General features: G+C 64.5%; 22 protein-coding genes. 5 read left to right on the top strand and 17 right to left on the bottom strand.

Going from position 1 to position 19,474, the window contains the following annotated elements; all coding sequences use genetic code 11:
• Positions 1–2 precede the first annotated feature (2 nt).
• A complete protein-coding gene (locus AC5RV1_RS08085) occupies positions 3–788 on the top strand; it encodes a MerR family transcriptional regulator (RefSeq protein ID WP_493994141.1) in 786 nt (261 codons plus the stop codon).
• 61 nt (positions 789–849) lie between these two features.
• Here AC5RV1_RS08085 and AC5RV1_RS08080 read toward each other — a convergent pair whose 3' ends face one another.
• Both AC5RV1_RS08080 and AC5RV1_RS08075 read right to left on the bottom strand, forming a co-directional pair.
• Positions 850–1,827: an SDR family oxidoreductase gene (locus tag AC5RV1_RS08080; RefSeq protein ID WP_493994140.1), complete on the bottom strand. Its 978-nt coding sequence runs from the start codon at positions 1,825–1,827 to the stop codon at positions 850–852.
• Positions 1,828–1,980: 153 nt separating this feature from the next.
• Positions 1,981–3,168 (bottom strand): acyl-CoA dehydrogenase family protein, encoded by a 1,188-nt coding sequence (locus AC5RV1_RS08075; protein ID WP_493946207.1) that lies wholly within the window; start codon positions 3,166–3,168, stop codon positions 1,981–1,983.
• Positions 3,169–3,275: 107 nt separating this feature from the next.
• Here AC5RV1_RS08075 and AC5RV1_RS08070 point away from each other — a divergent pair, with 107 nt between their 5' ends.
• The gene (locus tag AC5RV1_RS08070; RefSeq protein ID WP_493994139.1) at positions 3,276–3,785 is read left to right on the top strand and encodes a MarR family winged helix-turn-helix transcriptional regulator; all 510 of its coding nucleotides are present in this window, start codon (positions 3,276–3,278) and stop codon (positions 3,783–3,785) included.
• A gap of 44 nt (positions 3,786–3,829) precedes the next feature.
• On the opposite strand, the gene AC5RV1_RS08065 is transcribed toward AC5RV1_RS08070, so the two are convergent.
• Together AC5RV1_RS08065 and AC5RV1_RS08060 are read right to left on the bottom strand one after the other, a co-directional pair.
• Positions 3,830–4,483 (bottom strand): DedA family protein, encoded by a 654-nt coding sequence (locus AC5RV1_RS08065; RefSeq protein WP_493946205.1) that lies wholly within the window; start codon positions 4,481–4,483, stop codon positions 3,830–3,832.
• Positions 4,484–4,559: 76 nt separating this feature from the next.
• Positions 4,560–5,135: a helix-turn-helix domain-containing protein gene (locus AC5RV1_RS08060; RefSeq protein WP_493994138.1), complete on the bottom strand. Its 576-nt coding sequence runs from the start codon at positions 5,133–5,135 to the stop codon at positions 4,560–4,562.
• Positions 5,136–5,202: 67 nt separating this feature from the next.
• On the opposite strand from AC5RV1_RS08060, the gene AC5RV1_RS08055 reads away from it, so the two are divergent.
• A complete protein-coding gene (locus AC5RV1_RS08055; protein ID WP_493994137.1) occupies positions 5,203–6,180 on the top strand; it encodes an NAD(P)/FAD-dependent oxidoreductase in 978 nt (325 codons plus the stop codon).
• Here AC5RV1_RS08055 and AC5RV1_RS08050 read toward each other — a convergent pair.
• From AC5RV1_RS08050 to AC5RV1_RS08035, 4 genes are read right to left on the bottom strand one after another with little or no spacing between them, the layout of a single operon-like run.
• Positions 6,167–6,943, bottom strand: coding sequence for an enoyl-CoA hydratase (locus AC5RV1_RS08050; RefSeq protein WP_493994136.1), 777 nt, complete (start codon positions 6,941–6,943; stop codon positions 6,167–6,169). The genes AC5RV1_RS08055 and AC5RV1_RS08050 overlap by 14 nt on opposite strands.
• Positions 6,940–7,983, bottom strand: coding sequence for a 3-hydroxyisobutyrate dehydrogenase (mmsB, locus tag AC5RV1_RS08045; protein WP_493994135.1), 1,044 nt, complete (start codon positions 7,981–7,983; stop codon positions 6,940–6,942). The genes AC5RV1_RS08050 and mmsB overlap by 4 nt, the downstream gene beginning before the upstream one ends.
• Complete coding sequence (locus AC5RV1_RS08040) at positions 7,976–9,067, bottom strand: enoyl-CoA hydratase/isomerase family protein (protein ID WP_493994134.1); 1,092 nt, start codon at positions 9,065–9,067, stop codon at positions 7,976–7,978. Before AC5RV1_RS08040 ends, mmsB begins: the two co-directional genes overlap by 8 nt.
• A complete protein-coding gene (locus AC5RV1_RS08035; protein ID WP_493994133.1) occupies positions 9,067–10,566 on the bottom strand; it encodes a CoA-acylating methylmalonate-semialdehyde dehydrogenase in 1,500 nt (499 codons plus the stop codon). The genes AC5RV1_RS08040 and AC5RV1_RS08035 overlap by 1 nt, the downstream gene beginning before the upstream one ends.
• Before the next feature lie 182 nt (positions 10,567–10,748).
• Here AC5RV1_RS08035 and AC5RV1_RS08030 point away from each other — a divergent pair, with 182 nt between their 5' ends.
• The gene (locus AC5RV1_RS08030; RefSeq protein ID WP_493994132.1) at positions 10,749–11,555 is read left to right on the top strand and encodes an exodeoxyribonuclease III; all 807 of its coding nucleotides are present in this window, start codon (positions 10,749–10,751) and stop codon (positions 11,553–11,555) included.
• A 34-nt stretch (positions 11,556–11,589) separates the two neighbouring features.
• Positions 11,590–12,474: a DUF8083 family protein gene (locus AC5RV1_RS08025; RefSeq protein WP_256249461.1), complete on the top strand. Its 885-nt coding sequence runs from the start codon at positions 11,590–11,592 to the stop codon at positions 12,472–12,474.
• 42 nt (positions 12,475–12,516) lie between these two features.
• On the opposite strand, the gene AC5RV1_RS08020 is transcribed toward AC5RV1_RS08025, so the two are convergent.
• The 9 genes from AC5RV1_RS08020 to AC5RV1_RS07980 form a co-directional block, all read right to left on the bottom strand.
• Positions 12,517–13,569: a LacI family DNA-binding transcriptional regulator gene (locus tag AC5RV1_RS08020; RefSeq protein ID WP_493946197.1), complete on the bottom strand. Its 1,053-nt coding sequence runs from the start codon at positions 13,567–13,569 to the stop codon at positions 12,517–12,519.
• 119 nt (positions 13,570–13,688) lie between these two features.
• Positions 13,689–14,663: a carbohydrate ABC transporter permease gene (locus tag AC5RV1_RS08015; RefSeq protein ID WP_493994131.1), complete on the bottom strand. Its 975-nt coding sequence runs from the start codon at positions 14,661–14,663 to the stop codon at positions 13,689–13,691.
• Positions 14,660–15,625, bottom strand: a complete 966-nt coding sequence (locus AC5RV1_RS08010) for a carbohydrate ABC transporter permease (RefSeq protein ID WP_493946196.1) — start codon at positions 15,623–15,625, stop codon at positions 14,660–14,662. The genes AC5RV1_RS08015 and AC5RV1_RS08010 overlap by 4 nt, the downstream gene beginning before the upstream one ends.
• An 89-nt stretch (positions 15,626–15,714) precedes the next feature.
• Entirely contained in the window at positions 15,715–17,058 is a 1,344-nt protein-coding gene (locus tag AC5RV1_RS08005; protein ID WP_493994130.1) for an ABC transporter substrate-binding protein, read from the bottom strand.
• Between the two features lie 134 nt (positions 17,059–17,192).
• Entirely contained in the window at positions 17,193–17,804 is a 612-nt protein-coding gene (locus AC5RV1_RS08000; RefSeq protein ID WP_493946194.1) for a hypothetical protein, read from the bottom strand.
• Positions 17,801–18,409 (bottom strand): Asp23/Gls24 family envelope stress response protein, encoded by a 609-nt coding sequence (locus tag AC5RV1_RS07995; RefSeq protein ID WP_493994129.1) that lies wholly within the window; start codon positions 18,407–18,409, stop codon positions 17,801–17,803. The genes AC5RV1_RS08000 and AC5RV1_RS07995 overlap by 4 nt, the downstream gene beginning before the upstream one ends.
• Positions 18,406–18,786 carry a hypothetical protein gene (locus AC5RV1_RS07990; RefSeq protein WP_493946192.1) on the bottom strand — a complete coding sequence of 127 codons (381 nt, stop codon included), beginning with the start codon at positions 18,784–18,786 and terminating at the stop codon, positions 18,406–18,408. The genes AC5RV1_RS07995 and AC5RV1_RS07990 overlap by 4 nt, the downstream gene beginning before the upstream one ends.
• Complete coding sequence (locus tag AC5RV1_RS07985) at positions 18,783–18,974, bottom strand: hypothetical protein (RefSeq protein WP_163164777.1); 192 nt, start codon at positions 18,972–18,974, stop codon at positions 18,783–18,785. Before AC5RV1_RS07985 ends, AC5RV1_RS07990 begins: the two co-directional genes overlap by 4 nt.
• The gene (locus AC5RV1_RS07980) at positions 18,971–19,432 is read right to left on the bottom strand and encodes an Asp23/Gls24 family envelope stress response protein (RefSeq protein ID WP_493946191.1); all 462 of its coding nucleotides are present in this window, start codon (positions 19,430–19,432) and stop codon (positions 18,971–18,973) included. Before AC5RV1_RS07980 ends, AC5RV1_RS07985 begins: the two co-directional genes overlap by 4 nt.
• Positions 19,433–19,474 lie beyond the last annotated feature (42 nt).

The raw sequence follows: 19,474 nt of genomic DNA, 5'->3' as shown, positions 1-19,474 counted from the left end.
GCATGGAAGCAACCGAAGCGGAGGCCGCCGTCGACTGGTCCATCCAGGATGTCGCCAGGATGGCAGGCACAACAAGCCGGACCCTCCGGCACTATGACGACATCGGGCTGCTGAAGCCCACCCGCGTTGGGCGTAACGGCTACCGCTACTACAACGGGGCAGCGCTCCTGCAGCTGCAGCGGATCCTCCTGCTCCGGGGACTCGGGCTGGGGCTGCCGGCCATCGCTGAGGTCTTCCAGCACGAGACAGACGCGGTCAAAGCGCTGAGCCGCCACCTGGACTGGCTGCGGCAGGAGCAGGCGCGGCTGGCCCGCCAGGTTCTGTCCGTACAGCAAACAATCGAAACAGTGAAAGGAGGAGGCGAACTCATGGCCGAAAAGATGTTTGACGGCTTCGACCACACCCAGTACAAGGACGAGGTGGAGGAGCGCTGGGGCAAGGAGGCCTACGCCAAAAGCGACGCATGGTGGCGGGGCATGGGAACAGAGCAGAAACAGGAGTGGAAGTCCCGCGCCGAAAAGCTGGGCAGCGACTGGATTGCAGCGTCGGGATCAGGACTCGCCGCCGACAGCTCCGAAGCGCAGGACCTGGCGCGGCGCCACGTTGACTGGTTGACGTCCATCCCCGGCACTCCGGCATCGGAAAGCGGAGGGGACGTAAAGGGTTATGTCGTGGGGCTGGCGGAGATGTACGTGGCCGACGCCAGGTTCGCGGCCAACTACGGTGGCGAGGCGGGCGCCGGTTTCGTCCGGGACGCGCTGCGGGCCTACGCCGAAAGGAACCTCTAGGCAGTACCCGCGGGGACAACGGCGCGAGCCGGGATGTCCGGCCGGGGACAGCTCCCGGCAATCAGCCCAGCCGCTTCCGCAATGCCACTGCAGCTCCCGCCAGTGCTGCCGCGCCCGCTACCGCCCGCTGCGCCGTCCGCCGTCGGCCGTGCCATCCGCCCGTGGTGGACGCCTTCCCGATGGATTGCGACGCCTGGTGAAGGTTCCCTGTAGTCACAGTGGCTGACCGCCGCCGCGAGAGCTGGCGGCGGTCCACCTGGCTTGCCGTGGCCGCTTCCACTGCGCCCGGCGTGAACTTGTGCTGCAGGACCAGGAGCCGGCCCGCCACTCCTCCTGCCACGGTTTCCCGGCGCGGGTGGGCAGCGAGTTTCACCACGGCTTTCGCCACCCGCTGCGGGGTGTAGACGGGGGGCAATGCCATGGGGCGGCGGCCCGTGAAGTTGGCTGCGTTCTGGTAGAACGGCGTGTCAATGGTGGCCGGGAGGACCGTGCACACGTTAACGCCGGTAACGCCTTCGCGGGCCAATTCCGAGCGCAGGCTGATGCTGAGGGCCCGCACCGCGGCCTTGGAAATGGAGTACGCGGCGGAGTAGGGCAGCGGTATTTGCGCCACGATGGACGAAACATTGATCAGGGTGCCAGAGCCCTGGGCTGTCTGGCGGGTCAGCGCCGCCCGGGCGCCATTTACGTAGCCGGCGATGTTGACATCCAGTACCCGCTGGAACTCCTTTGGAGGAATCTCGGTCAGCAGGCCGAACGCACCGACCGCTGCGTTGTTGACCCACACATCCAGCCGCCCGAACTCCTCCACGGCACGGGATGCCAGTGCCTCCACCTTGCCCGGGTCGGTGACGTCGGTGGGGACGGCGATTGCCTTCGCGCCGCGTTTCCTGCATTGTGCAGCAACGGCTTCGAGTGGTTCCATTCCCCGGGCAGCCAGGACCAGCCGGGCCCCCTTGGCGGCGAAGCGCAGTGCGGTGGCCCTCCCGATCCCGCTGGACGCGCCCGTAATCACCACTACTGAGTTCTTGACGCGCATTCCGCCTCCCCTTTCGAGCGAACATCCGGGTTAAACACTAAGTAGGCTTAGTGTTTGATGCTACCCATGCCGGGCCGGCGGGACAACGGTCCGGCGCGACAACGGTCCGGCGCGACGACGGCCCGGCCCCGGCTTGGGTGAAGAAGGTGGAACTTAGAGGAAGGCGGATTTTCCGGTGACCGCCCTGCCCACGATGAGAGAGTTGATCTCGTAGGTGCCCTCGTAGGTGTAAAGGATTTCGGCGTCACCGAAGAGCTTGCCCATTTCATAGTCGCTGCTGATGCCATTGCCGCCCAGGAGTGAACGGCCCATAGCCACCGAGGCACGTGCCAAACGCGTGATGGTGGCTTTGGCCATGGCCGCCTGCGCCATCTCAAGCTTCCCGCCTTCCTGGATGCGGGCCAACTGCACCATCAGCGCCAAGGATGCGGAAGCGTTGCCCAGGATGTCCGCCAGCTGCTGCTGGACCAGCTGGAATCGGGCCAGCTCCTTGCCGAACTGCCGCCTGTCCAAGGTGTAGGCGCGGGCGACGTCGAAGGCCGCCAGCTGGATGCCGGCACCTTGCCAGCCAACCCAGGCGCGGGAGTCCCGGAGCAGTTCGTTGGTTCGGGAGAAACTGGTGGCCCCGGGCAGAAGATTGGCGGCAGGAATCCTTACGTCCTCGAGCACAATGTCCGCGTTCTGCATGATTCGCAGACCGATCTTGTTCGAGATCTTGGTGGCGGTATAGCCGGCACGGTCTGTCTCAACGATGAAACCCTTGATTTCCCCGTCCGCCTCGTCCCGCGCCCATACCAGAGCGAAATCGGCGATGGTCCCCGCCCCGATCCAGCGCTTGGCCCCGTTGAGTACCCAGCTGCCGCCGTCGAGCCTCGCTGAGGTTTCCAGCCCGCCGGCGATGTCCGAGCCGTGCTCCGGCTCCGTCAGCGCGAAGGCTCCGAGGTGGCGGAAAGTTCTCAGGCCCGGCAGCCACCGGGCCTTTTGCTCCTCGGACCCCAGTTGGCTGATCATCCCGAGAATCAACTCGTTATGGATCCCGGCCAGCGCAGACAGGGACACATCCGCCCGGGCAAGTTCTACGTACATCAGGCCCTTGAAGAGGGCGGAGCTGCCATCCAGCTGCAGGGCGCCGAGGCCGTACCTTCCCATGTCCGCCAGCAGGCCAAAGGGGAACTCCTCGCGGTTCCAGTATTCAATGGAGGGCTGCCGGACGGAGGATTGCAGGAAGCTGCGGATGGTGAAGTACCTGTCACGCTCAGCGGCCGCCAGGAGGTCCACGATGTACATGAGGTCCGCATCCGGATACGGCGGTGCTCCTGCATTATGTGCCGGGGGGTACATCGGCGATCCCCCTTGCTCCCAAACCGCTGTACGAACCATTGGATGTCCTAGTATATTGCACAGGTCCACCACTCACGTGAGGTACATCACTCTGCGAAAGGCTGGCTGTGGGCAGTCCGCTATCCCGTGATCCCATTGCAGATGCCCGCCGCAACTGGGAGGAGCGCGGCTGGGCGGACGTCGCTGCGCCGATGGCTGCCATCACGGCGATCATGCGGACCCAGCAGATCCTGCTGGCCAGGATCGAACTCACCCTCAAGCCATTCGGGCTGACGTTCGCCCGCTATGAGCTGCTCGCGCTGCTGAGCTTCGCACGGAACGGATCCCTTCCCATGAAGAAGGCGAGCACGCTCCTCCAGGTCCACCCGACCTCCATCACCAACGCGGTGGACCGGCTCCAGGACGCCGGGCTGGTGCGCCGCTCCCCGCACCCTACGGATGGCCGCACCACGCTGGTGGAGCTCACCGCAGAGGGCCGCACCCTGGTGAAGCGTTCGACGGCGGCACTGAACGCAGGTGTTTTCAGCGACCCCGGATTCGGGCCGGATGATGTGGATCAGCTGATCCGGATCCTACGTGACTTCCGCCGGAATGCAGGCGACTTCACTGATTCCTGAACAGGGCACGGAGCCGTTCCTGGACGAACTTCCCCGCAGCCGGATCAGCGTGCGGCCTTCTTACGCTTGATGCGCCTGACCACGAGCAGCACCACGGCGACGCCCACGGCGGCATAGACGGCGTAGTTCAGGAACCGGGAGTACTCCTCGACAATTCTGTACTGCGTGCCCACCAGGTAGCCCAGCCCCAGGAGCGCCCCGTTCCACAGTCCGCTGCCTGCCAGGGTGTAAAGGCTGAACGTTCCAAGGTGCATTGCGGAAGCCCCGGCAGGAAGGGAGATCAGGCTCCGCACTCCCGGAAGCAACCTGCCAAAAAAGATGGACGACCGTCCATGACGGCGGAACCAGCCCGCTGCGTGCTCGAAGTCCTCCCGGTCCACCAGGGGCAGCCGGGATAAGCCGCGGATGGATCGCTCAAGCCCAAGCTTGGCGCCCAGCCAGTACAGGAAAAGTGCACCCAGGTAGGCTCCCAGCGTGCTGGTGACAAAAACGAGGACCAGGTTCAGGGCCCCTTGCCGTGCGAGGTAGCCGGCAAGTGGCAAAATCACTTCGCTGGGGATGGGCGGCACCACGGTTTCAGCAAGGGTGAAGAGCCCCACCCCCCACTCGCCCAACTGCTCGATGCCGCGGGCGGCTATGCCCACCAGTCCGGTAAGGTTCTCGGTTGAGCCGCCTTCGTCCGCCGCCGTTCCCCACATACAACTCCCCCGTCCGCGTCCACGTTTGGTCTCCCCTGTCTACCTTACGCACCTGCGCACAGGCTGGGACCCTGGTTCAGGCGGGCTTGGCCCTGACATGCATCCGTTCCCCCTGCGTGCCGAAAAGGCTGAGGAATTCCACGGGTTTACCGTCCGCGCGGCCGAACCAGTGCGGCACGCGGGTATCAAACTCCGCCGCTTCCCCAGCGCGGAGTACGAGGTCCTGGGTGCCGAGAATCATTCGAAGATTTCCGTTAAGGACGTACAGCCACTCGTAGCCCTCATGCACCTTCGGGCTGGGCTCCTCCAGCGGCCCCGCAGGCAGGATGTGCTTATAGGCCTGGATGCCGCCCGGCTTCCTGGTGAGCGGAATGATCGTCATTCCCCTTGCCTTGATGGGACGCAGGTGGACGCGCGGATCCCCGGTGGCAGGCGCACCGACCAGTTCATCGAGCGGCACCTGGTGGGCTTTGGCCAGCGGCAGGAGAAGCTCGAGGTTTGGCCGGCGCTGGCCGGACTCCAGCCGGGACAGCGTGCTGACCGAGATTCCGGTGGCCTCCGCCAGTGCTGACAAGGTGATGTCCCTCGTGAGACGGAGTGCACGCAGCCTCGGGCCAACAGCCGCCAAGACGTCATCCAGTTGTTCATCCATGGCCCTATTTTGCCACTTCGGCAAAAGCCTTTGCCAATCGAAGGAGAGCCACCAGATCATTGGACCTATGACGAAATCCAGAGAATCAATGGCCGATGTCCTGATTATCGGCGGCGGCGCAGCCGGGCTGAGCGCCGCACAGATGCTGGGGCGCAGCCGCCGCTCCGTCGTGGTGGTGGACAGCGGTGAACCACGCAACGCCCCCGCCGAGGGAGTCCATGGCTTCCTGTCCCGAGACGGCATCAAGCCTGCCGACCTCCTCGCCATGGGCCGGGAGGAGGCCGGGAGCTACGGTGCGGCGGTCGTCCGTGGCAGGGTGCTTGCCGCCCGCGGCGACGTGGACCAGGGCTTCGAAGTAACGCTCGACGACGGGACACAGCTTCGCGGCCGTCGGCTCCTGGTCACCACGGGCCTGGTCGACGAACTGCCGGGCGTTCCCGGGCTCCGGGAACGCTGGGGCAAGGACGTGCTGCACTGCCCGTTCTGCCACGGCTGGGAGGTGCAGGACCAGGCAATTGGCATCCTGGGGAACGGACCGTGGTCCGTGCACCAGGCCCTGCTCTTCCGGCAGTGGAGCAGCGACATCACGCTGTTCCTCAACAACAAGGTGGTCCCGTCCGAAATCGAAGCGGAACAACTGGCAGCCCGCGGGATTAAAGTGGCAGCCGGCGCGGTGGAATCGGTCCGGGTGGAGGAGGACCGCCTGCGGGGTGTTGCCCTGGCCGGAGGACCGGAAGTTGCGGTGGAGGCCCTGGTGGTGGGTCCACGGGTCCAGGCACGGCTGGAAGCTTTCGCCGGCCTCGGGCTGGCTCCGTCCGAGCACCCCACCGGAATGGGAACATACCTCGCGACCGATGCAGATGGCGCCACGTCCGTACCGGGCGTGTGGGCGGCGGGAAACGTGACGGATCTGAAGGCGCAGGTGCTCGCCTCCGCGGCAGCTGCCGCCTGGACCGCCGTCGTCATCAATAACCATCTGATGGCCGAGGAGATGGCCGCGGACCTGGCCGCTTACCGGGAGTCGATGTCGCTCAGCGGTGCTTGAATTCGGGCTGGCGTTTTTCCGTGAACGCCGCCATGCCTTCCTTCTGGTCCTCAGTGGCGAAAAGGGAATGGAACAGCCTGCGTTCGAACAGGACGCCTTGGGCCAGCCCGGTTTCGAAGGCGGCGTTCACGGCCTCTTTCGCCACCATGGCCGCCGGCTTGGACTTGGCGGCGATCACCTCGGCAGCTTTCATTGCCTCGTCCACAACATCCTCAGCGGGCACCACGCGGGACACCAGGCCGCAACGGTCAGCTTCCTCTGCCCCGATGAACCTTCCGGTGAGGATCAGGTCCATTGCTTTGGCCTTGCCCACGGCGCGGGTCAGGCGCTGGGATCCGCCCATCCCAGGCAGTACGCCCAGGTTGATCTCCGGCTGGCCGAACTTCGCGTTGTCCCCGGCGATGATGAGATCGCACATCATCGCCAGCTCACAGCCCCCGCCCAGGGCAAATCCCGAGACTGCGGCAATCGTGGGTATGCGGAGCCTGGTGAAGTCCTCCCAGCCGCGGAACCAGTCGGCGGCGTACATGTCCATGTAACCTTGGGCCGCCATTTCCTTGATGTCAGCCCCTGCGGCGAAGGCCTTGCCCGAGCCGGTGATGACCACCGCCCCCACACCAGGATCAGCATCCATGGCACGGACGGCGGACACGAGCTCCTCCATGGTGGCTTTGTTCAGCGCATTCAACGCCTGCGGCCGGTTCAACGTCACCAGGCCCACCCGGCCTCGCTGTTCCACGAGGATGTTCGTGTATTCCGTCATTCGGGGCTCCCATCGTCCTGCGCTGCCTGATGTGCTTGTGATGCCGGTGATTCCGGGGCTGGAACGCCGGCCGCCGGGTTTCCGGCAGCCGCCGATCCGGATGCCGCCACGGCAGCCGGATTGTCCTCGGCGTTCGACCTGTCCCGAATGTCCGTGATGATCGCGGAGAAATCCCGGCCTGCACCGCCTTCCGCGGCAAACGTATCGTAGATTTCGGCAGCCAGCGGTCCAACCCGGGCTGCAACTCCTGTGCTGTGCAGTGCGTTGACGGCGAGGTTGAGGTCCTTGGCCATCAGGGCACCGGCGAAGCCGGGCTGGTAATCGCGGTTGGCCGGGCTGGTGGGGACGGGACCGGGAACGGGGCAGTTCGTGGTGAGGGCCCAACATTGTCCGGACGCTGCCGAGGCCACGTCGAACAGCGCCTGGTGGCTCAGGCCCAGCTTCTCCCCCAGCACAAAGGCCTCGCTTACGGCAATCATTGAGGCGCCCAGGATCAGGTTGTTGCAGATTTTGGCAGCCTGTCCAGCACCATGGGCACCGCAGTGGACCACGCGTTTGCCCATCACGTCCAGCAGCGGCAGCACCGCCTCGAAGTCCGCGTTATCCCCGCCGACCATAAACGTGAGGGTGCCGGCTTCGGCGCCCACCACTCCGCCGGAGACCGGGGCATCCACCGAGCGGTGTCCGGCTTCATTGGCCAGCCTCGCTGCTTCCCGGGCTTCGTCCACGTTGATGGTGGAACAGTCCAGGAACATCGTTCCGGCGGCAGCCACCGCCAGCAGGCCAGGGCCGCCAGCCCTGCCCAGGTAGGCATCAAGCACATGCCGGCCGCTCGGGAACATGGTGAGGACCACGTCCGCACCGGATACTGCCTCGCCAGCACTGGCCGCGACCGGAACACCATGTGTACGGGCTGCTTCAAGGGCTGCGGGCACGACGTCGAAACCGGCTACCGTGTACCCCGCTTTGACCAGGTTCACCGCCATGGGTCCGCCCATGTGGCCGAGGCCCAAGAACGCAACGGTGTACATCTCAGGCATGGTCCGTCTCCTTTAGCTGCAGGTCAAGTTCCTTGCTGCCCAAGGGCTCAAAGAAGCGCCCCACCTGCTGGGGCAGCACCTCCGCCAGGGTGGGCGGCCGCCAGCGGGGCGTGCGGTCCTTGTCCACCACCTGCGCCCGGATGCCCTCCCGGAAGTCCGGCGTTTCCAGGAACCGCAAACCTACCCGGTACTCCTGCGCCAGGGCCTCATCGAGGCTTAGGCCCTTCACGCGGCGGAGGGAGGCCAGCGTGACCTTCACGGCCGTGGGCGACTTTGCTTCGATGGTGTCTGCGGCAATCCGGGCGGCTTCGCCGGCGTCGCCGTCAAAGCTCCGGAGGCGCCGGACAATTTCCTCGGCGTCATCGGAGGCGTAACACGTGTCAATCCAGTCACGCTGCTCCTCAAGGGCCGAGGGCGGCGGCGCCTCGCTGTAACGCGCGACGGCGGCTTCCGCAGTTTCGGTTTCCAGTGCCGCCAGCAGGTCCTTGAGCCTGTCTGACGGAACATAGTGGTCGGCGAGTCCAAGGTGCAGGGCATCCGTCCCGCTCAGGTGGGTGCCGGTCAGCGCCGCATGGGTTCCCGACTCCCCCGGTGCCCGGGCCAGCAGAAGGGTCCCGCCGACGTCGGGCGCAAAACCGATGGTGGTCTCCGGCATGCCCATCCGGGTACGGTCAGTCACCACCCGGACCGATCCGTGCGCGGAAATCCCCACGCCGCCGCCGAGCACCAGGCCATCCATCAAAGCCACATATGGCTTGGGGTAGCGGGCGATCAGGGAATTGAGCCGGTACTCCACCTGCCAAAAGTCCGCCGTCAGGCCGCCGCCGGCCAGCATGTCCTCGTAGATGGCCACAATGTCGCCCCCGGCGCACAGCCCACGGTCACCGGCGCCCCGCACCAGGACCGTGGCAACGCCGTCGTCGTCCGCCCATGCGGTGAGCTGCCCGAGCAGCGCATCCACCATTCCCGCGGTCAACGCGTTGACGGCTTGGGGCCGGTTGAGGGTCATGATCCCCAACCGGTCGCGGCGCTCAAAGTGCACCTCGGCCTGGTTGTCCGCAGCCGGCTTCAGGCTGTCCGTCATCAGCTTCCTTCCGGCATCACGAAGCTGGCCCCGTGCCGTATGCCTGAGGGCCACCGTGTGGTGACTGTCTTGGTCTTGGTGTAGAAACGGAAGGCGTCTGCGCCGTGCTGGTTCAGGTCGCCGAACCCGGACGCCTTCCAGCCCCCGAACGTGTAATACGCGATCGGCACCGGGATGGGGACGTTGATGCCCACCATGCCCACATCCACCCGGGCGGCGAAATCCCGGGCTGCGTCGCCGTCGCGCGTGAAGATGGCCACGCCGTTGCCGAACTCATTGCTGCTGCACAGCTGCAGCGCCTCGTCGTAGTCGGACGCCCGCACCACGCTGAGGACGGGACCGAAGATCTCTTGCCGATAAATGCCCATGTTTGGCCTCACGTGGTCAAAAAGCGTTGGCCCCACCCAGAAACCGTTCTCGTAGCCTTCCACCGTGATTCCCCGGCCGTCCGCCAGGAGCGTGGCGCCCTCGTCCAGTCCCGCCTGGATAAGGCCTTCGATCCGTTCCTTGGCCGAGGCGGCCACCACCGGGCCGAAGTCCGAGTCCCGGTCGAGGCTGTGGCCCACTTTCAGGCCCTTCACCCGGTCCTGGAGTTTGGCGACAAGCCGGTCAGCGGTTTCCTGCCCCACCGGAACAGCCACCGAAACGGCCATGCAGCGCTCCCCGGCCGAGCCGTATCCCGCACCGATGAGGGCGTCGGCAGCCTGGTCCAGGTCTGCGTCCGGCATCACCACCATGTGGTTCTTTGCTCCGCCGAAGCACTGCGCCCGCTTGCCGTGGGCGGCCGCCGTGGCATAGATGTACTGGGCAACAGGGGTGGAGCCCACAAACCCGATGGCCTTGACCCGGGGATCCTCCAGGAGGGCGTCCACCGCCTCCTTGTCGCCGTTGACCACGTTGAACACGCCGTCCGGCACGCCAGCTTCGGAGTACAGCTCGGCCAGGCGCAGCGGCACGGAAGGATCCCGTTCGGAGGGCTTGAGGATGAACGCGTTGCCCGCGGCCAGGGCCGGCCCGGACTTCCAGAGCGGAATCATGGCGGGAAAGTTGAACGGCGTAATCCCGGCCACCACACCAAGGGGCTGGCGCAGCGAATGGATGTCTATCCCAGGTCCTGCCTCGGTGGAGAACTCCCCCTTGAGCAGGTGCGGTGCGCCGGCGGCGAACTCCACCACTTCCAGGCCGCGTTGGATGTCTCCCCGGGCGTCGGCGAGGGTTTTTCCGTGTTCCGAGGACAGCAGCCGCGCCAGTTCGTCCATGTCCCGGTTGACCAGGTCCACGAACCGGAGCAGTATCCGGCCGCGGCGCTGGGCGTTCATGGCCGCCCATTCCTCCTGGGCCTTTGCGGCGACAGCAACGGCATTGGATACCTCGTCCCGGCCGGCCAGCGGAACATGGGCCTGCACAGTTCCTGTGCAGGGGTCAAAGACGTCGCCGAAGCGGCCGGACCTGCCGGCTGCATGCTGGCCGCCGACGTAGTGGGAAAGCTCGCGCACCATGGCCGGAAGCTCCTTCGCGTGTGACGCAGGTCATTTCTGGTTGCGAATATACTCGGACTTCCTACTAAACTCCACCGGACCGGGATCACCCCGAATGCGCCTGCCGGGAGCTTGCCCGGGGCCTTACCGGTGCTTTACCTGGGCTTTACCCGTGGTGGCGCGGCCACGGTAAGTTAGGAACTGTGAAGATTGCTACCTGGAATGTGAATTCGCTCAGAGCCCGTGCCGACCGCGTGGAAGCCTGGCTGCAGCGCAGCGACTGTGACGTCCTGGCCATCCAGGAAACCAAGTGCAAGGACGAAAACTTCCCGTGGGAACTCTTTGAGCGGATGGGCTACGAAGTGGCCCACTTCGGCGTGAACCAGTGGAACGGCGTAGCCATCGCGTCCCGCGTGGGGCTTGAAGATGTTGAGCGGACGTTCCTTGACCAGCCCGCGTTTGGCAAGGCCGGCACGGAGCCAGTGCAGGAAGCCCGTGCCATGGCTGCCACCTGCGCCGGCGTCCGGATCTGGAGCCTTTACGTCCCCAATGGCCGCTCCCTGGACGACGAACACATGCCGTACAAGCTCAAGTGGCTGGAGAGCCTCAAGACGCATGCGCAGGGACTCGTCGCCCAAAACCCCCAGGCACAGGTGGCACTGATGGGTGACTGGAACATCGCGCCGTTCGACGACGACGTGTGGGACATCGACCTGTTCGTCAACAACAGGTACACCCACGTCAGCCCGCCCGAGCGCGAGGCGTTCCATGCTTTCGAATCCGCAGGCTTCACGGATGTGGTCCGCCCGTACACGCCCGGCCCCGGCGTCTACACCTACTGGGATTACACCCAGCTGCGCTTTCCCAAGAAGGAAGGCATGCGGATCGACTTCGTGCTGGCCTCCCCCGCCCTGGCTGCACGGGTGACCGGCGCGTCGATCGACCGCGAAGAGCGCAAGGGCAAGGGCGCGTCGGACCACGCACCCGTGCTGGTGGAACTGGCAGACTAATGACATTGTCCTGGACCCATTCAAGGAGGCCGTGATGACGGGAAACCTCTACCGGGGCCAGGCAGGCCTGCCATTCTCCTCGACGCTCCGCGTCTACGAACCCCTGGACGCCTTTCCCGAGGAGCAGCGGAAAGCGATCGCCGCGGCGGGCGCGCAGACTGCCTCGCGCGCCGCCGTCGAAAACGCGGAATTGCTGGCCTCGCTGGGGCGGATCACCCGATCCGGCGGCGACCCGTTCCCCACCGGACGAACCGACCTGGTGCGTGTCACCACTGCCCCGGCTGCCGGCGGAGGCACGTCCGACGACGGTGCTGACGCAGAGCCTGAGCTGCTGTATTGTCCCAGCCAATTGGTACTGCGGGCCGGCTTGGCGGCGAACGCGCTGATGGAGGGAATCCACGGCCCGCTGGCTGAGCTGTTGATTCCTGAAGAGCAGCGGGACAAGCACCAGGAGCGGATCGACCAGGTGAAGGCGCGTGACGGGTCCATCCGGGTGCACACCAGGGCATCCACCTGGGGGATCCCCTTCAGCTGGTTTTCCCTGTTTATGGATTCGGACCATAAAGACGTGGTGGAGGCTTCCGGGCGGATCCTCACGGTCCGGGTGTGGGCACCCATCACGGAAGCCCTGGAGCGTGCCCGTTATGCCGTGGCCAACCTGGCACTGGCGGCACCGGACCTTGACATGCTGGACGATCTTGCCCAGCTCACCGAGTGGCTTGAACTCTTCCATGTGAACTCAATGGTGGAGCTGGACTACGGAGCTGTTGCCGACAAGGTGTACCCGGACGATTCACCCATGGATATCAGGCTGGGCATCGAATGCCTGGCCGAGGGGGACATGACGGGGGCCGCCGCGGCGTACCGCCGCCTGGCCTCCCGGTGGATTCCCATCCGTCAGCTGGCCCGCGCTTCCTGAGCCTGTGCCTGTGCCTGTGCCTGTGCCTAGGGACTCACGGCGCTAGGACTGGGGCGGGGCGGTTGTCCTTCTGACGATCAGTTCATGGGGCGCGACGGCGGACTGCACCGCTCCTGCGTCACCGTCCAGTTCGTCGAGCAGCATCTTGGTTGCTTGCTCGGCCTGCTCGTCAGGCCGCTGGCCCACCGTAGTGAGGCCTATCGCCTCTGCGAAATCGTGGTTGTCGATGCCCACGACGGAAAGGTCCTCGGGGACACGGACGCCCATCCGGGAAGCTTCGAAAATGACGCCCATCGCCATCTCGTCCGATGCACAGAATATCGCTGTCGGCCTGCCGCCGGGCTTGGACCAGAGCCGACGGAAGGCCTCCTGTCCGCTGCGGACGGTGAAGTCCCCCCACTCGTCCCATTCGGGCCGGGTGGGCAGGCCGGCCGCCGTCATAACGTCCTTGAACGCGAGGATCCGGACACGGGGGACGTCAAAGTTGAGGTCTGTCTCATCGTCTCCGTGCAGCAGGGCAATGTCCCGGTGGCCCTGGTCGATGAGGTGCCTGACTGCGGTGGACGCGGCGGCGTAGTCGTCGATGCCGATGTAGGCGCATTCCTCAACATGGCCGCCAACCACCACCAACGGAATATCGATCTTCTGCAGGTGGTCGAGTTCCTCGTGCGATAGTGCCATACACAGCACCAGCAGGGCGTCGATCTGCTTATAGACCATGGTTTTGCTGAACAGCCGCTCACGGTTGCTGCCGTGGCCGCCCAGGTTGAACAGCGAAAGATTGTAGTTCCGGGCGTGCAGTTCCCGGTCGGCGCCTTCGATGGCTTTGGAGAAGAACCACCTGCTCACGAAGGGTGCCAGCACCCCGATGGTTCTGGTGCGGCCGGTTGCCAGTCCCGAGGCGGAACTGGAGGCGACGTAGCCCAGGTTTCCGGCTACCTCGAGGATCTTCTCCCTTGTGGCCGGTGATACCCGGGGCAGGCCCCGGACTGCCCGCGAGACGGTGGCTGTGGATACTCCCGCCGCTGCCGCCACGTCTTCGATGCTGACACCACTGTGGCCGCCTCGTTGTGACCTCTCGCCTGCGCGTGCCACGGTGCCCCCTTATCTGTCCCTTGAGCGTTTCCGGCCGCCACCGAATGATGGCCTTTCCGGGGTTAGCAGGGCCGCGGGCGGCCGGCGCACCGGCCGGCCGCACGGGGCCCTGTCAGTTATTAGCCCTTGAGGCCTCCCGCAAGGAGTCCCCGGACGAAGTACCGCTGCAGGCTGAAGAAGACGGCCAGCGGAACGATGATGGAAACGAAGGCGGCGGCGGGATTCAGGTAGTCCCTTGCGCCACGGGTTCCTGAGATTTCCGCCAGGCGCTGGGTGATGGGAGCAACGTCGGCAGTTCCGCCGGAGAACACCAGCGCCACAAGAAGGTCATTCCAGACCCAGAGGAACTGGAAGATCGCCAGCGACGCAAGGGCGGGGACTGACAGTGGCAGGATGACCCGCCAGAAGATGGTCGTGTGGCCGGCGCCATCCATCTTTGCGGCTTCAATGACCTCACCTGGAATTTCGGAGATGAAGTTATGCAGCAGGAAGATGCCGAGTGGCAGCCCGAAAATTGTATGGGCGATCCAAAGCTGCGTGTAGGAACCTGGCGGAATTTGCAGGACTTGAGTGAACAGCTGAAGGAGTGGAATCAGGGCCATTTGCAGGGGAATAATCTGCAGGGCAAAAACAAAAATAAAGGCGGCTTCCCGGCCCCTGAACTTTCCCCAGGCAAAAATGTACGCGGCCATGGAGGCAAGAACCAGGACGAAGACAGTGACCGGAATGACAATTGCCAGGGAGTTGGCGAAGTACTGCGTCAGGTTGGCCGACTGTGATCCCCCCGCGGCAGTGACGTCCGCGTAGTTCTTGAACGTGAACTGCCAGTCGCCAAAGAAGTTCCACCATCCGTCTGAACGGGGCCCCACCTGCTTCGCGGCCGGACGGAAGGAAGACACCAGCAGGCCGAAAGTCGGAATAGTCCAGACCACAGCAATGACCAGGGCAGCGGCTGTCGCCCAGCGGGACGTCAGCTTGCTTTTGACCCGGCGCATTATCGGCGCGGAACTTTCAACAGGTGAAGCCGTACCGCCCCCACGCGTGGCCGCAGTTCGTGAATTTGCCGCCTCATCCGGCGCTGGCATGACGGTCATCGGATTTCCTTTTGCTGACGAAGTACGCGGGCGTTGTAAACGACGATTGGGAGGACCAGAAGGAAGAGGATCAGCGCCAGGGCGGCACCCCTGCCCGGTTCGCCGGCACGGAACGCCTGCGTATACATTTCATTGGCCACCACCGAAGTTTCGTAGTTGCCAGCGGTCATGGTGCGGACGATGTCGAAGACCTTCAAAGTAGCGATGGTAATCGTGGTGAGCACGACGACGAGTGAACCGCGAATCCCCGGAATGGTGACGTTACGGAACTGCTGCCACGGATTGGCGCCATCCAGACGCGAAGCTTCCACCAGTTCTGCCGGGACGCCCTTGATGGCCGCCGAAAGAATAACCATGGCAAAACCGGTCTGGATCCAGACCATCACGATAATCAGGAAAATGGTGTTCTCGGGGGCGTCCAGCAGGAATTGCTTTGGCTCCATCCCAAAAGCGACACGCAGCGCATTCAGCACGCCGGTTTGCTCAATGGCCGGTCCGCGGTAGTCGTAGACAAGTTTCCAGATAATACCGGCGCCCACAAACGAAATTGCCATGGGCATAAACACGAGGGCCTTCAGTATCCGCTCGCCCTTGGCTTTATCGATGAAGACTGCATAGGCCAAACCGAAAACAGTAGACAGCAGCGGCACCAGAACAGTCCAGATAATGGTGTTCCGGAGCGTTACCAGGGCTTCGGGCTGGGTGAACATCCAGACGAAGTTATCAACCCCGTTTAGCCTGCCGCTGGCGTCGGTGAACGCGAGGAATGAGGTCTGCGCGGCGGGGTAGACCAGCCCTACAAGCAAAAGGATTGCCGCAGGAGCCAGGAATCCGGCCACAGTGATTTTATCTTTGGCGGACTTTGGGGCCCTGTCCACCAACAGCATGATAAGTCCGATGATCGCGGCGAAAACCGCCAACGCGATCACGACTTGAAGGAATTTTCCTCCGATGAATTCCATTGCCCATCTCCATGGTTGTGGGTAGATCGAATGTGCAGGATGACACTGCGCCTCCGGGGTTGAAGCCGGAGGCGCAGAACCAGGGAGAGTTAGCTCTTAGGCCAGCTGCTTTCGATGCTGTCCGCAACTTCCTTGGACGGCGTGCCGTTGATCCATGCAACGATGCCCTTCCAGAACGAGTTGGAACCAACAGCGCCCGGCATCAGGTCCGAACCGTCGAAGCGGAACGTTGTTTCCTCATCCTGAAGCAACTCGATGCTCAGCTTGTCCAGTTCAGTCTGGGCATTTGCCGGATCAAGGCCCTTGTTTGCGCTGACGACGCCGCCCAGCTTGACGCGGCCATTGGCGAATTCAGCACTGGCCAGGTAGGCCTGGAAGGCCTGGGCCTCGGGAGTGTCCTTGTAGGCGCCAACCATTTCGCCGCCGCCCGTGATGGCCAGGCCCTGGGACGCATCAATCGGCGGGGTCATGAAGGCCCAGACGTCGCCATCCTCAGCCACGACGGTTCCTTCAGGCCAGTTTGCAGCCTGGAAGTTTGCCTGGTGGTGCATGGCGCACTGCCCGTCGAGCACCGGCTGGCCAGCCTGTGCGAAGCCGGTGGTGAGAATGGAGCGAACGTCGCCGAAGCCGCCGTTGACCATCTTGTCGTCAAGCAGGATTTCGCCGGTTTTATCCAGCGCTTCAACGATGCGGGGGTCGTTGAAGGGAATTTCGTGGTTGACCCACTGGTCGTAAACCTCAGGTCCCTGCGAGCGAAGCACCACATCTTCCACCCAGTCGGTGCCCGGCCAGCCGGTGGCTTCACCGGACTCGAAGCCGGCACACCAGGGCTTCATGCTGCCGTCGTCGGCAATCTTCTTGGAAAGCTCCAACATCTCGTCCCAGGTTTTGGGAACTTCCCAGCCCTTGTCTTCGAAGGTCTTGGGCGCGTACCAGACATATCCCTTGACGTTGGCCAGCATGGGGGCGGTGTAGAAGACGCCGTCTACAGTGCCGTACTTCTTCCAGTCCGCCGACCAGTTCTTGTCAACAGCGTCCGATACAGCCTGCGGTGCCGGCTTCAGGTTCCCGGCACGGGCCTGGTCTGCCATCAGGCCGGGCTGCGGGAAGATAGCAATGTCGGGGGCGTTTCCGGCCTTTGCCCGAACACCGATCTGGGTCTCGAACTCTTTGCTGCCCTCGTACTTGACGGTGGCGCCGGTGCACTTTTCAAAAGCCGCCCAGGTCTTCTCGAGGTTGGTGGCCTCGGTGTCAACGATGGTCGAGTAGACAGAGACGGTCTTCCCGTCGTGCTTGCCGTAGCTTTCGTACTTGGAGCAATCGGCGGTGGCGGCCGGGTCAGTTGTGCTTTCTTCCGAATTGCTGCACGCGCTGAGGGACAGCGCCAGGATTCCGGTCACCGCTACGGGTAGCAGGTACTTGCGATTTTTCATGCCGAGAACTCCTCTATGAGTTGCAGAGATAACATCCGCCAGGAACGATGTGGTGACCATCACGGTAATTTAGCCAGCCGCAATGATGCAAGCGTTTACACGCTTTGTTTCTGAACAGTAACCTAAAAATCACGTCAGCGGACACGCTCAGCCCTGCTGAAGCGTGTCCGTGCACCGGCTCCGATGTGAATCAGCACGGGGATGTTCTTTCCCACCACCGTTTCCAGCGCCGCCACGAGGGCATGCACCTCGTCTGCGAGCAGGTGCGGGGCCACGCCCTGGCGCGGCAGGAGGCGCACCTTCAAGGCGGGCGTGCCTTTGACGTCGTACGTGGCTACCGTGGCGCCGGCTAAATCGGGACGGTTCGCGAGGGCATGCTTGAGCGCCTGCTCGGCCACTCCCCCGCCGATCCTCACGTCACCGGGGACATCGCCGGGATCGTACTCCATGGCCAGCAGGTTGGCCCGGCCCTTTCCCTGTTGGGCAACCCACGCCACCATCAGTCCGATAAGCACCAGCAGGGCCAGCGCTACCAGGATCCACAACCAGCTTTCGGTGCGCCCGGGAAACCTGGTGGCGTTGAAGGCCCCGTTGACTCGGCTCCACACGCCCGCGGACCAGGCATGCCACCACGAAGCTACGGCCGGCACTGCGGCCAGCAACATCAGCAGGGCGCCCACTGAAAGCAGCATCAACCCCAGGACCGCTATCAGTATCCGGTTGAGTAGGGTGGGGGTGCTGTTCATGCGCCGATCACTCCCGAATGTGCCACCATGACGCGCACTTCGGGTGAGGGATCCAGTGCCATGGCATCGAGCTCGCTTCGGACTGCCGCGAGCACAGCAGCCTCGTCAACAGGCACTCCGGAAGTGGGCCGCACGTTCACCTCTGCCTGCCGCTGGGAGACGACCACCATGACCTGTTCCGGCGTGACGTTCGCGGCGAGCCGGGCACGGCGCGCCAGGGAGGAAGCGATGACTTCATCATCCACCACCACAGCAGGACCGGCGGTGTTCCGGCCGCCACGCAGAAGGTGACGGGCCCGGCGTCCGGGCAGAACCCCATTGAGGAAAAAGACCAGCCCGAACATTGCCAGGACCCCTCCGATGGCGCCCAGCAGCAGCGGCGAAATACCTGCGGGCAAGGCCACGAGGCGTTCAGCTGCCACCTGCGGTTCGATCAGCCAGGCCGGCTGGCCGATGGCATGGACGGCTGCCTCGAGGAGTCCGTAGGCAGCGAGCCCAATAACCAGGACCGCGGCCGCTGTGGCCACAACCGCACGTGAGGAGTGCGTCTCCCGGTGCAGGATGCGGTCCATATCCGGGCCTGGGCTCTCGACCTGCCGGCTCATCGCACGCGTCCCCCTTCAATGGTCGTTGCTCCGCTGATCCTGATATCCACCCGGCTCAACCGTGCACCGCTAAGCTCCGTCACTGTCGCCAGGATACGGGCCTTTGCTTTGACCGTGCGGTCCCAGATGGAGCCGCCGGCGGCCTCCACACGCGAGGGGTCACGGACCACGGCAGTCAAAGGCGGGATGCTGATCGGCGTGACGAGGGACAGCGCCAGCATGCCGTCGTCGTCCGTCCAGTCAGCCCGGACATCCTCCGCGTCCACGCCCAGGAACTGGGCAGCTGCCGCCTTGGCGAGGCTTGTCAGGGCCTGCGTGCTGATGCGGTTGTGGCCGCGAAGCTCCTGGCCCCGGACAGTCGGGACGGCGGAGCTCATGAGGACGAGCGCCGGCCGGTGATGGCGTCCAGGACGCCGCGAAGGTCAAGTTTCCCTTCCGCGGCACGGCCCAGGAGTGCCCCGATGGCCATAAAGAGCAGGGAAATCAGGAAGCCCCACAAACCGAACTGCAGGGACATAAAGGCCACGAACGCGCCCATCGCTGTGCCCGCCACGGTGAGGTTCACAGCAGCGCCTCCCTCTCTGTCGAGCCGGCAATTGTGGGTTTGACCGGAGGCGGCACGTAGACGTCCGTGACTTCCACGTTGACCTCGATCACCTGCAGCCCCACGAGTTCCCCGACAGCCTGGTAAACGGCCGCGCGGACCTCATTGGCCAGTGAATGGAGCGGTGTTCCGTAGCTCGCCACGAGGCTGATATCCACGGCAACCTGCGTTTCACCGACTTCGGCACGCACGCCGGCGGCATGTTCGGAACTGCCGACGGCGTCGCGGATGGCGCCGAGCGCACGTGAAGGTCCTGAGCCGAGGGAGTAGACCCCTGGGACGGAACGGGCGGCAATTCCTGCCACCTTGGCGACGGCGGTCTCGGAAATCACGGTCCGGCCGTGGCTGGGTGCCGGCACAGGGACCGGCACGGCACGGCTCTGGATGCCCTGGCCGGGTTGTGGGTTCTGGTATTCCATCAGGCACTCCCCCTTCTGTTGATCCCAACCCTATCCCCGCCT

The sequence above is a fragment of the Arthrobacter sp. Hb9-2 genome, from assembly GCF_059091165.1.
The sequence above is the reverse complement of the archived record's forward strand: the minus strand, read 5'-3'. Positions and strand labels throughout refer to the sequence as shown.